This window comes from Simiduia agarivorans SA1 = DSM 21679, from assembly GCF_000305785.2.
Lineage (GTDB): Bacteria > Pseudomonadota > Gammaproteobacteria > Pseudomonadales > Cellvibrionaceae > Simiduia > Simiduia agarivorans.
Map to the genome: position 1 here is coordinate 1594600 of NC_018868.3, position 12501 is coordinate 1607100.

Sequence of the window (12501 nt, forward strand, 5' to 3'; positions counted from 1 at the left end):
TTCAGTTGCCGGCCTGATAAGCCTGTTCGATTTTCTGGGACAGCTGCCAGGCAGCGAGTGCATACATGCGACTGCGGTTGTAGCGCGTTATCACATAATAATTCTGGGTACCGGCCCAGAACTCGGCGCCGTGGTCACCTTCCAGTTGGTATAAGGTTACCATTTCAGCGTCAGGCAGCGAAGTCACCGGTTCAAATCCGGCTGCGCGTGCGTTGGCCACGGTAACGTCCGGTTTCAGGTTGGTGTTGAGCAGGGCCGCGTCGTGGTCCGCCGACACCCTGACCCGCAGGGTCACCGGTTGCCCGGTTTGCCAACCATGTCGGGCAAAATAATTGGCCACGCTACCAATGGCATCCACCGGGTTTGCCCAGATATCGGCAATGGCGTCGCCATCGTAATCCACCGCATAGGCGCGAAAGCTGGACGGCATAAATTGTCCGTAGCCCATGGCGCCGGCATAAGAACCTTTCAACGCCAGAGGATCCTGTTTCTGCTCCTGGGTCAGACGGATAAACTCGGCCAGCTCCTTGCGGAAAAACGCGGACCGCGGCGGGTAGTCAAACGCCAGGGTCGAGAGCGCATCGATCACCCGGTAACTGCCCATATTGCGACCATAACGGGTCTCAACACCGATAATGGCAACAATCATGGCAGCGGGCACTCCGTACTCCGCTTCAGCCCGCGCCAGGGTATCGGCATGTTCACGCCAGAAACCGACGCCTTTGTCGATGCGATCACCGGTCAGAAAAATGCGGGAGTATTCCGCCCAGGTTTTGGTTTTTTCGGCGGGCCGGGCAATGGCCTCCAGAATACTTTTTTGCTGGCTGGCACTGGCAAACCACTGCGCCAGTTGCGCCTGGGTTGCCACTTCGCTGGCCACCAGCTCATCAATCAGTGCCTTCGCATCGGGATGTTTGCTGTAATCGGCCTGCGCCGCCAGTGTAACTGCAGAGCCCAACAACAACGCGGTCATCGTTTTCAAAGATTTAAACATGTTACTCCATCGTTTTTCACTGCTGACTTACCCTACCACAGGGCACGCCAGAAAAAATTGTTGCGTGCACAGGCCGGAAAAATTCAGCCTTTAGTGCTTTTACGTCTGCCGGTAACTGCGCCGGCTTTACAAAGTCACCCTGCGTTTCTCCGTGCTGATCGCCATCAGAACACCAAATCCCGCCATCAAGGTCAGCAACGAGGTACCACCGTGGCTGACCAGGGGCAACGGCACACCCACCACAGGCAACAAACCAGACACCATCCCCATATTGACGAATACGTAAACAAACAAGGTGAACGTCAGGGCACCGGCTAACAAACGGCCAAACGAATCCTGCGCTCTGAGCGCGATATAAAAACCGCGCATCAGCAATAACAGGTACAGCGCCATAAGCAGCATCACACCGACCAGCCCAAACTCCTCCGCCAGTACGGCAATGATAAAATCCGTGTGGCTTTCAGGCAGAAAATTCAGGTGCGATTGCGTACCCTCAAGCCAGCCTTTGCCCTCCAGCCCGCCCGAGCCGATAGCCGTTTTAGACTGGATAATATTCCAGCCGGCACCCAGTTTATCGGCTTCAGGATTTAACAGCGTCAGCACCCGCTGTTTTTGGTAGGGATGCATCACAAATTGCCACATGGGATACACAGCACTCAGCGCCAATAGCAGTGCGCCGATAATGTAGCGCCAACTGAGACCGGCAAAGAACAGTACCACCAGACCAGACTGTGCGATCAACAGCGAGGTCCCCAGATCCGGCTGTTTGAGAATCAGCACTGTCGGTAAACCGATCAGCACCAGAGACCAGATCACATGCTTGAACCCCGGCGGCAAAATCCGCCGGGCCAGGTAGCCGGCCAGCAACACCGGCACCGCGAGTTTCAGAATTTCCGAGGGCTGAAACCGGAAGCCACCCACACCCAGCCAGCGCTGTGCACCTTTGGCGCCACTGCCGACCAACAGCACCAATATCAATAACAGCACGCCACCGGCATACACCCAAGGCGCCCACCGCTGCATCATGGCCAGCGGAATCTGCGCCACAATAAACATGCCGATAAACCCCATCACAAAAAACACCGACTGGCGTTTAACGTAATGCAACTCACTGCCTGCAGCACTGTAGAGCACAGTGAGCCCGAAGGCCGCCAACGCGAGCAACAAAACCAGCAACGGTAGATCAATGTGAAGCACCTGCAGAACATTGGCCTTGCGACGCAGATCCGCGTGCGCTTCCGGCATGCGCCGGCGGAAATCTCCGGTTTTCATGGTTGGCCTCCGCTGCCGAGCCAGGCGGGTGTCACCTGGCTGCTACTGGTTTGCCCTTCCTGGGTAAACTGGGCATCAAACAGCGTGCGCGCAATCTTCGCGGCCTCGCTGCTCTTTTCGCCATTTTCGACAATCACCGCAACCGCAGTGCGCGGGTTATCGGCGGGCGCAAAGGCGACAAACAAGGCGTGATCACGCAAGCGTTCTTCCAGTGCTTCGGAGTCGTACTCCTCACCCTGGGCAATGCCCACCACCTGTGCGGTGCCGGTTTTACCCGCGATCTTGTAATTGAGTTTGCGATTGATACTTTGAGCCGTGCCGCGCGGGTTATGGACCACCGCTTCCATGGCCTGCTCCACCAATTGCCAATCACCGGCTGAAATTTTTTGTGTATCGACCACTTCGGGCTCAATCACCACCTGATTGGCCGCTTGCACCAGGTGTGGCCGGTACCTTATGCCCTTGTTGGCCATGGTGGCGGTCATCACCGCCAGCTGCAGTGGCGTCGTCAACACCGCGCCCTGGCCAATGCCCATATTCAGACTGTCACCGGGGAACCAGGGCAAACCGCGCATGGCGCGCTTCCAGGCCCGCGACGGCCAGATACCCGAACGCTCGTTGGGCACGTCAATACCGGTTTTATTGCCCAACCCGAAATGGCTGCCGAATTCGTGCATGCGATCAATGCCCATGCGGAACGACAGATCGTAAAAATACACGTCGCAGCTTTGCTCAATCGCGGTATGCAAATTCACCCAGGCACCGTGACCGCCTTTTTTCCAGTCCCGATAAAAGCGCTCGTCGTTTTCCAGTTGATACCAGCCCGGATCCCGAACCCGGCTGTTAGCATCCACAATACGGTAGTGCAAACCCGCCAGCCCCAACATGGGCTTCAGGGTGGAACCCGGTGGGTACTGGCCCTGGAGTGAGCGGTTGAACAGGGGCAAATCGCGCGACTGGCTGAGCGCATCGTAATCGGCATAACTGATGCCGGTGACAAACAGGTTGGGATCAAACGACGGTGTGGACACCAGCGTAAGTATGCCGCCGCTATTGACATCGATGGCCACCACAGCACCGCGCCGACCGGCCAGGGCCTCGTGGGCCACTTGCTGTAAATGCGCATCCAGAGTGAGCGTCAGGTTCTGGCCGGCTTCCGGCGGTTGAGTATCGAGCGTGCGCAGCACCCTTCCGCGCGCATTGATCTCCACCTGCTGACTGCCCACCTGCCCGAGCAGTTGGTCTTCATAGGATTTTTCGATACCGAGCTTACCGATGGTGTGGGTACCGGAATAGCGCGCATAGGCATCCTCGTCAAAGGCGGCCAGTTCACGCTCATTGATCCGGCCCACATAACCAATGGAGTGCGCAAACAGTTCGCCGTAAGGATAAAAACGCACCAGCTCGGCACTGACTTCCACCCCGTCCAACCGGTATTCATTAACCGCCAGACGGGCAATTTCAGCCTCGGTCAGGCGATAGCGCAGGGGAATCGCTTCGAACGGCCGGCGCCGTTGTTTTTGCCGCTCGGCAAACGCGGACAAATCCTGCTCATCCAAGGCAACTAATTGTTTGAGGGTCTCGAGAGTGGTGTCCAGGTCTGTGGTTTGTTCGCGCACAATGCTCAGGGTATAGCTCGGGCGATTGTCCGCCAGCAGTCGTCCGCTGCGGTCGTATATCAGACCCCGTGTGGGCGCCACCGGCTGCACCTGCACCCGATTGCGATCCGAGCGGGTCACATAGTCTTCGTGCTCAGTAATCTGGAGCCGGTAATAACGCACAAATATGAGCGACAGACATCCCAGAATCAGTATCCCCGCCACGCCGGCCCGGCGGGCGAATACACGTGCTTCGCGATGATGGTCTTTTATCTGTAGATGGTCGGACATTCGCACTTGTTATGGCTTTTCAGGAGCGCAGGCACACCCAGGACCTGCGAGCGCAACGTTATCACACTCTCACAAGAGAATGAGACACGCGCACAGCCAAAAGATTCAATTATTTGTGATAGGGGTGATTGGCCAGAATGGTCCAGGCGCGATAAACCTGCTCGGCCAACAACACCCGGACCAACGGATGCGGCAATGTCAGACGGGACAGAGACCAATGCACTTGCGCGCGGGCCCGGCAGGCATCGCTCAGCCCATCGGGGCCACCCACCAGCAGTGACACATTGTCGCCATCCATTTGCCACTGGGCGAGCTGGCCCGACAACTGCTCGGTGCTCCAGTCCTTGCCCTTGACCTCAAGTGCGATGACTTTGTCGTTGGCGCCAATCGCCTGCAGGATCGCATCGGATTCTTTGGCAATGGCTGCGGCGGTGGAGCTGCTTTTAGTGCGGGTACCAAGCGGGATTTCAACCAGTTCCAGACTGATTTCCCGCGGTAAACGTTTGACGTACTCCTGCCAGCCCTGCTCTACCCAGGCGGGCATTTTGGTGCCCACGGCGATGAGCCGGATGCGCATCAGCTGCGCTCGCCGGGCTTCATGGACCAGAGTTTTTCGAGATCGTATAACTCGCGGGTGGCGGGCATCATCACGTGCACAATGGTATCGCCAAAATCCACCAATACCCATTCGGGCGCATCCAGACCTTCCACACCCAGCGGCCGGATGTCGTGCTTCTTGGCCTCTTCCACCACATTTTCAGCCAGTGATTTCACATGCCGCGTGGAGGTACCCGAGGCGATGATCATGGTATCCATCACGTCCGACAGGGAGGACACATCCAGTGTCACCAGGTCCTTGGCTTTCACATCTTCCAAAGCCTGGATCACGATTGCGTTTAATTCTGTACTCATTGACTCGCTCTTTAACAGGGTGCCCATTGCACCAATATTTCTACTATAGCGGCTGGTGCGGGGTATGGCCTGACGGTGTCGGGCCATACCGGGGACCTAGCGGCGTATCTGGCCGGTGCCGAAAACAATCCACTTTTGTGAGGTCAGGCCCTCGAGGCCCACCGGTCCGCGCGCGTGTAACTTGTCCGTGGAGATGCCGATCTCGGCGCCGAGACCGTATTCAAATCCGTCCGCAAAGCGGCTGGACGCATTTACCATCACCGAACTTGAATCCACCTGGCGCAGGAACTGGTGCGCACGCGAATAATCCTCGGTGACAATGACATCGGTGTGGCGCGAAGAATAGGTTTCTATGTGGTCGATGGCTGCCGCCATATCGTCGACCACCCGAATGGACAACACCGGCGCCAGATACTCCGTACCCCAATCCTCTTCGGTCGCAGGCAGCGCATCAATCACCGCCCGGGTTTTTTCGCAGCCACGCAATTCGACGCCCTTGGCGCTATAGGCCTCGGCCAGGCGCGGTAAAATTTCAAATGCCACGCCCTGATTGACCAACAGGGTCTCCATGGCATTGCACACACCGTAGCGATGGGTTTTGGCGTTCACCGCAATCGCAAAGGCCTTGTCCATGTCGGCGCTGTCATCGATGTACACATGGCAGATGCCGTCCAGGTGTTTGAGCACCGGGACCCGGGCATCCCGGCTGATGCGCTCAATCAGGCTCTTGCCGCCGCGCGGCACAATCACATCCACGTATTCCGACAGGGTGATCAACTCCGCCACCGCGGCCCGGTCGGTGGTTTCCACCACTTGTACACAACCGGCCGGTAAACCGGCCTGCGCCAACCCCGCGGCAATGCACGCGGCGATGGCGGTATTGGAATGGATCGCCTCGCTGCCGCCGCGCAATATGGTGGCGTTGCCGGACTTGAGACACAAGCTGGCGGCATCAATGGTCACATTGGGGCGCGATTCGTAAATAATCCCGATCACCCCCAAAGGCACGCGCATCTTGCCCAGCTGAATGCCGGACGGCCGGAAACTCATATCGGTTATTTCTCCCACCGGGTCCGGCAGAGCCGACACCTGGCGCAAGCCTTCTATCATCCCATCGATGCGCGCGGCCGTCAGGGCCAGCCGGTCCAACATCGCCTCATCGAGGCCTTTGGCGCGGCCCGCTGCCAGATCTTTGGCATTGGCCTCGGCCAGCGCAGCGCGCGCCGATTCCAGTGCAGTGGCAATGGCGTCGAGGGCTGCGTTTTTCTGTGCGCTATCGGCGCTGGCCAATACCCGACCAGCCGCACGGGCTTGACGCCCGAGGGATTGCATATAGGCAGAAATATCCATGAATCTCCCGTTTGATGAAAAAATGGCCGCGCATTATACCGGCAAATGGACGCCGGCGCGATGAAACTACTGGTGAGTCAACCGGTCCAGGGTCTCGGCCAGCCATTGCAGACGGGCATTGGGTGTCAGCGCCATGGCGTCCTGGCGCTCGGGTTCGGATAAGGGCAACAACTGCAATAACTGCCAACCCAATTCGGCTTCCGTGGCGACATCAGCCAATGCAAGGCTTTGTACGGAGGGGTGCTGGACGAGTTGATTCAATACCACCCGCAACCCATCCCAACTGTGTTCTGCCAACGGCTGGTCGCCGGCTGTGGCTGACGCCAGCGTCTGGCACTCGGCGGTCATCAGTCCGTCGGGTTCCAGTGCCGGCTCGTGCAGACGGGTAATGGCGCGCCCCTGGATTGTGATACCCAGCAGGCCATCGGGCAACTGATCCCAATCCACGATGCTGACTTCAACCGCCAGCGGCCAGACAGAGGCCCCGGGTCCCACTTCTTTGCCGTCCCGGATCGTTGCCACCACAAAACCATCGCCCGCGCGCAGCTGGCGCCGCACCATATCCAGATAGCGACGCTCGAAAATCCTGAGCGGCAGACACACGCCGGGCAAAGGCGCCGTGGACAGCGGAAAAACGGGTCGGCGCATCAGGCCGACTCGGGCCCGAAGGGGCGCAACAACAGAATCAGCCGGGGCAACAAAGTCAGTGCGGCGACAATGGCCGCCACCATGGCGAGGGCGGTCAGCAAACCGAAATACACCGAGGGAATAAAGTTCGACAGCGCCAGAATGGAAAAGCCCAGTGTGATGATCACCGAGGTAAAGAACATGGCCTTGCCGATTGAGGCATGTGCCCGGTGCATGGCGGCGACATAGCGCCGGTCCAACTCGAATTCGCGCCTGAACCGATGGATATAATGAATGGTGTCATCCACACCGATCCCCACCACAATCGCGGCAATGGTGATGGTCATCATATCCAGCGGAATACCCACTAGGCCCATGGTGCCGAGCACCACAGCTGCCGCCAGAATATTGGGCAGAATACCCACCAGCGCCAGTGTCAGGCTGCGGAACAGCAGACTCATCATCAACGCAATGCCAAGGAACACAGCCCCCAAGGTCACTATCTGGGAGCGGAACAGGCTTTGAAGCATGTTGTTGTACAACACCAGCACGCCACTGAATTTAATCTGTGAGGGCTCTACCCCTAAGTCGTGACCGGTGGCGTAGGCGCGGATCTGCTCGATCAGCTCAGCCCGACGCAGATTCGGGTCGGTCTCTTTGACCCGCAGGGTGATGCGCGCCTGGTTGTGCTCCGCCGACAAATAAGGCCGGATCAATAACCGATAAGTGTCTTCCGGCAGCGACTGGCGCAACACGGCCAACTCAAAATCGTTCAGCGGCCCACGGTTGAGATCGCGCGCGACCTTGTGGGCGGTCGCCAGCGATTGCACTTTGCCCACTTCCGGCAAACTTTCCAGATAATCGTGTATGACCTCGATTTGCGCCAGCCCCAGACTGGTAAACCAGTAGCTTTCGCGCGGCGGATTGGCCGGGTGCTGCTCAGAAAATGGGTCCACCTCGGCAAAGGGATCGGCCTCTACCACCGGCTCCGGGGCGTCGAACGGGTCCGGCGTATCGAATGCATCGACCTCGTTGAAAGGGTCTTCCACCGCCGGGTTGCGCTCGATCTTGTCGGGAATGCCATCGAGAATGATATCGAGTGTTGCGGTGCCACCCAGGTATTCATCGATAACCGACATGCCCTGATAAATTTCCGTACTCGAACGGAAGTAGTCGATAAACCGGTTTTCCACTTTCAGCTGACTGATCCCCAGGCCGCTGAGCGCGCCAATGCCAATGGACAGAATCAGCACGGAACCGCCGAAGCGTTCGGTCAGTTTGGAAAAGCGGGTGGTGATAGCGGCGGAGTAATCGCGATTGGTGGCCGGACGCAACGCCGCCGGTTCCGACAACATCAACCCGGCGGGCAAGAGCACAAAGGCCAAGGCTACGGCGACAACCAAGCCCAGCACCATCATCCAGCCGAAATCCATTACCGGTTTGATATCGCTCACCACCAACGAGGCGAACGCGACCATGGTGGTGAGCGCGGTGAATAGCACCGGCTTGAACATGAACCGGACCGTTTCCCAGACCAGCATTGCCTGCGTCGAGTCCCGCTGTTCGTAGGCGAGTTCACGGTAGCGCACCACCAGGTGGATGGTGATGGCCAGGCCAATGATCAACAATAGCGCCACGAAATTGGACGAGATCACGGTCAGGCGCCAGTCCAGCCAACTGAGCATACCCAGCATGAGCAACACCGAGCCGCCGGCGACCAGTAGCGGCCAGAGTACAAATTGCCAACGCCGGAAAATCACACTCATCAACAGAATGATGAACACCAGAATGGCGGAGCCGAATACCAACAGATCGCTTTTGATAAACGCGATCATATCGGTGGTGATCATGGTGACACCGCCCAGGAACAAATCGGCCCGGTCGCGGTAGTCGGCTACAATCGCACGCACTTCGGCAACCCGTTGCGCCGAACGCGCGGCTTCCTGGGTGCGATAGGCCAGAAACGCGTCAGACACCTGCGCCAGGCGCGCACGTTCTTCCAGGCTCAAACTGGCTTCACGCGCTCGCAAGCTATCGCGCTCCTGCACCAGCGCGATATAGTGTGTGTCGACCGCCAGATTCAACAGCAGCGCGGTAGTCTGCTGGTCGGGGCCCAACAACATGTCCCGGTAAATCGGGCTTGCAAGAAATTCGCGCCGGGCGGCATCGCGATCAACGCCTTCCGACAACAGGGTCTTCGGGTCTTTCAGCCCATCGATGTCCACCAATGGGGAATAGAGTAACGGCACATCGAGAATGCTGTTTACGGACGCAACGCCATCTACGTCGGCCAGACGCGCGCGCAACTCGGACAACATGTCGAGCACGGAATCAGAAAACAACTCGGCATGCGGTTTGAAGGTAACCACCAGAAAATCGCCGGAATCATAGCGCTTGCTCACCTCGCGGAAATAATCCACGGCGGCATCGTTTTCCAGCGTCAGGGAATCGGCCGAAGCGTCCAACTTGAAGCGCGGCAAGCCTGCGGCCGCCACTAACATCAGTACAAATACCAGCATCAATGCCAGTCGTGGTCGCTGAATGACCACGGCGCGGTAGGCGCCGGTAAAAAGTTCCATCATAGGTTTGTTTGGATCACAATGGCCGTTGCGGCGCAATTATGGGGGTGAGCGTTTGAAATTTAAACTGCCGTTTAACAGAATTTTCAGGCCACAGACCGAAAAAAACGGTATAAAGCCCTGATTGTACACCAGTGCGACCGCAAGCCATTGGCAAAGCCAACGTTGTTTTCGTTTATACTCAGGCCCCACCCGGGCTCTGAACCCCAACTGAGTTGATGCATGTATAAAATCCATGTTCAAGGCGACCAACAGCCACCGCACTGGATCAGTGACAAAAATCTGGTGCTTGGCAGTGCGCCCGATTGCGGTCTGCAATTGCCTGGCGCAGAGCCCCATCACGCGCGCCTGATCGCCCAGAACAACCGGTTGATACTGAAAGATAACCGCAGTCAGGGCGGCAGCTTTGTGAACGGCCAGCGGGCGACGGAGCGCGAGGTGTTTCCGGGTGACCTGGTCCGCTTGGGCGAAACCAGCTTCAGGATCATGGGCCCCAGCGATTCGCTGGAACCAAGTACCACCAAGCGCGCCCACATCGACAGTCGCTGGAGTCTGGTGAGCGATTCCAGCTGGCTCGCCGGTCAGGAATTCGTGATTGCGCCCGGGGTATCGGCCATTGGCCGTGCGACCCAATGTGAAATTGTCATTCCGGGCACCCACCTTTCGCGTCAGCATGCCGAGTTTGAACTCAGCAACGGCCAACTGCGCATCCGTGATCTCGGTTCTTCAAATGGTACTTTCGTCAACGAAGAACGCCTGACGGCCAATCAACCACTGCGCCTGGTCCCGGGCGACCGGCTTCGGTTTGATGTTTACACTTTTCAGGTGGTGGGTCCCGGCATGACCACGGGCTCCACCCGTTTGCGTGACACTCTGAGCGAGAGTGGCAACCGGGAGAAAAAACCGCTGGCCGACAGCAAAATGTGGAAAACCAAACCCACGTCACCGGGCAACCGGATTGAACCGGCACCGAAGAATTACAGCTGGCTCAAGGCGGGCCTGATTCTGGTGATTCTGGTGGTGGCCGCCGGCTTGTACATCCGCTCCATTCTTTGACTGACAAGAGTGCCGCCATGCCACTGACCCACGGCGTCATGCTCGATGGCGATAGCCTGGGCAATGACCTGAACCTGAAGGATTTGCGTGCCACCGTGCCACATTGGGACTGGCACCCAAACACCCAGCCCGCGCAAACTGCCGAGCGCATTCGTCAGGCAGACATCATTATCACCAATAAAGTCGTGCTCGATCGCGCACTGCTGGCGCAAGCACCGACGCTGAAACTAATCTGCGTGGCCGCCACCGGCACCAACAATGTGGATCTGGCGGCGGCAGCCGAGCGCGGCATTTGCGTTTCCAATGTGGTGAATTACGGCCCCGCATCGGTCGCGCAGCACACGCTGATGCTCATGCTCAATCTGGCCACGCGCGCGTTCGACTACCAGCGGGCAGCGACCGACGGGCGCTGGAGTCGAAGCCCGTTTTTCTGTCTGTTGGATTACCCCATCGTGGAATTGGCCGGTAAAACTCTGGGCATCGTGGGCTATGGCACACTGGGGAAGAAAGTCGGGGCACTGGCCCAGGCCCTGGGCATGCAGGTGCTGGTCAGTGCGCGACCGGGACAACCGCCCACCGACGGACGCGTGGCGTTTGACGAATTGCTGGCGCAAGCAGACGTTCTCAGCCTGCACTGTCCGCTCACGCCAGACACGCAACACCTGATCAACCGGGACACCCTGGCGAAAATGAAACCGGGCGCGCTGCTGATCAACTGCGCGCGCGGCCCGCTGCTCGATGAAACGGCCGTGGCGGATGCACTGCGTTCCGGACAACTGGGCGGTGCCGGCCTCGATGTTCTCAGTCAGGAACCCCCCAGCCCAGACCACCCATTACTGCAACCAGGCATCCCCAATCTGATCGTCACCCCCCACACGGCCTGGGCCAGCCGGGAAGCCCGTCAGAACCTGGTCAACATCCTGACCGGCAATATCCTCGCATTCAGCCGTGGGCAACCACGCAATCGCGTAACCCCCACCTAAAACGGCAGTACCAAACCAGGCAGCAAAACTTACGACTTTAGTGCAGTTTATTGCGGCTGACCTATGCCAGCGAATCGCGATGTCATTATCATCGCCGCGCCCCGCTGGGGCCTCCCGATCGGGATTCATCATTTGACAAGGACGCAAAATGTTCAAAGCACTTTCAGGGATTGCCGCCACATTTATTCTCGCCACCCAGGTAGCGGCCGGCCCCATCGATATTATTGAATCCATCCACTCGGAGGCGCCGGAAGAAGGTGCCGTAAAAGTGGCTGTGAGTGTGACCAATAACACCAGCGCTTATCTGTCGGCGTTTATGATTGGCACCAACTCTCCGGTCATGACTGAAGACCTGATTTCTCAGGGTTTTGACCGCGAGACAGAAACCGTGGGCGCCACTTATCCGCTCAAATGGGAAGGCGACATCTACTCAAAGGAAAAGTGGCAGGAAGGCCAGTCATTCTGGGCCGCGCCCACCGACAGTGACGAAGGCGCCGTAATTATCAACACACTCGACTATGCCTGGGACAGTATCTTCAGCGGGTTCAGTCACGTATTTGTGTATTACAACGACATCGAATTCTGGGGCGGACACGATGCTATTGGCAGCGGCGAGACTAAAACCGGCTTCTTTTTTGAGGCGGGACAAATGGCGTCCCCCTTCCTGGCTGTGTTTTCCGACGGCAGTTCGTACGTGGGTGAAACATTGCATGACGCACCGGTAACCGTCCCCGAGCCCGCCAGTGCCGCTTTATTGTTGGCAGGGCTGCTGGGCTTGCTGGCAATGCGCAGACGGTCTGTTTCCCGCCATTAATCCAACACCCATAAAACAAACCCGG

The 12501-nt window shown here is 58.1% G+C and carries 11 protein-coding genes; 3 read left to right on the forward strand and 8 right to left on the reverse strand.

Features of this window, described 5'->3' with window-relative positions:
- Nucleotide 1: 1 nt before the first annotated feature.
- From mltB to M5M_RS07065, 8 genes are all read right to left on the reverse strand, one after another.
- Nucleotides 2-994 (reverse strand): lytic murein transglycosylase B, encoded by a 993-nt coding sequence (mltB, locus tag M5M_RS07030; protein ID WP_015046788.1) that lies wholly within the window; start codon nucleotides 992-994, stop codon nucleotides 2-4.
- A gap of 126 nt (nucleotides 995-1120) precedes the next feature.
- Entirely contained in the window at nucleotides 1121-2266 is a 1146-nt protein-coding gene (gene rodA / locus M5M_RS07035) for a rod shape-determining protein RodA (protein ID WP_015046789.1), read from the reverse strand.
- Nucleotides 2263-4155 carry a penicillin-binding protein 2 gene (mrdA, locus tag M5M_RS07040; RefSeq protein WP_015046790.1) on the reverse strand — a complete coding sequence of 631 codons (1893 nt, stop codon included), beginning with the start codon at nucleotides 4153-4155 and terminating at the stop codon, nucleotides 2263-2265. The genes rodA and mrdA overlap by 4 nt, the downstream gene beginning before the upstream one ends.
- 109 nt (nucleotides 4156-4264) lie before the next feature.
- Nucleotides 4265-4732 (reverse strand): 23S rRNA (pseudouridine(1915)-N(3))-methyltransferase RlmH, encoded by a 468-nt coding sequence (gene rlmH / locus M5M_RS07045; RefSeq protein WP_015046791.1) that lies wholly within the window; start codon nucleotides 4730-4732, stop codon nucleotides 4265-4267.
- Complete coding sequence (rsfS, locus tag M5M_RS07050) at nucleotides 4732-5067, reverse strand: ribosome silencing factor (RefSeq protein WP_015046792.1); 336 nt, start codon at nucleotides 5065-5067, stop codon at nucleotides 4732-4734. Before rsfS ends, rlmH begins: the two co-directional genes overlap by 1 nt.
- A gap of 96 nt (nucleotides 5068-5163) precedes the next feature.
- Nucleotides 5164-6417, reverse strand: coding sequence for a glutamate-5-semialdehyde dehydrogenase (locus M5M_RS07055; protein ID WP_015046793.1), 1254 nt, complete (start codon nucleotides 6415-6417; stop codon nucleotides 5164-5166).
- Nucleotides 6418-6483: 66 nt separating this feature from the next.
- On the reverse strand, nucleotides 6484-7065 hold the full coding sequence (locus M5M_RS07060; RefSeq protein WP_015046794.1) for an LON peptidase substrate-binding domain-containing protein: 582 nt from the start codon (nucleotides 7063-7065) through the stop codon (nucleotides 6484-6486).
- On the reverse strand, nucleotides 7065-9626 hold the full coding sequence (locus M5M_RS07065; RefSeq protein ID WP_024330185.1) for an efflux RND transporter permease subunit: 2562 nt from the start codon (nucleotides 9624-9626) through the stop codon (nucleotides 7065-7067). Before M5M_RS07065 ends, M5M_RS07060 begins: the two co-directional genes overlap by 1 nt.
- Nucleotides 9627-9845: 219 nt before the next feature.
- Here M5M_RS07065 and M5M_RS07070 point away from each other — a divergent pair, with 219 nt between their 5' ends.
- The 3 genes from M5M_RS07070 (at nucleotide 9846) to M5M_RS07080 (ending at nucleotide 12476) form a co-directional block, all read left to right on the forward strand.
- On the forward strand, nucleotides 9846-10679 hold the full coding sequence (locus M5M_RS07070) for an FHA domain-containing protein (RefSeq protein WP_015046796.1): 834 nt from the start codon (nucleotides 9846-9848) through the stop codon (nucleotides 10677-10679).
- Between the two features lie 17 nt (nucleotides 10680-10696).
- Nucleotides 10697-11662 (forward strand): 2-hydroxyacid dehydrogenase, encoded by a 966-nt coding sequence (locus tag M5M_RS07075; RefSeq protein WP_015046797.1) that lies wholly within the window; start codon nucleotides 10697-10699, stop codon nucleotides 11660-11662.
- Nucleotides 11663-11810: 148 nt separating this feature from the next.
- Nucleotides 11811-12476, forward strand: coding sequence for a PEP-CTERM sorting domain-containing protein (locus M5M_RS07080; protein ID WP_015046798.1), 666 nt, complete (start codon nucleotides 11811-11813; stop codon nucleotides 12474-12476).
- Nucleotides 12477-12501 lie beyond the last annotated feature (25 nt).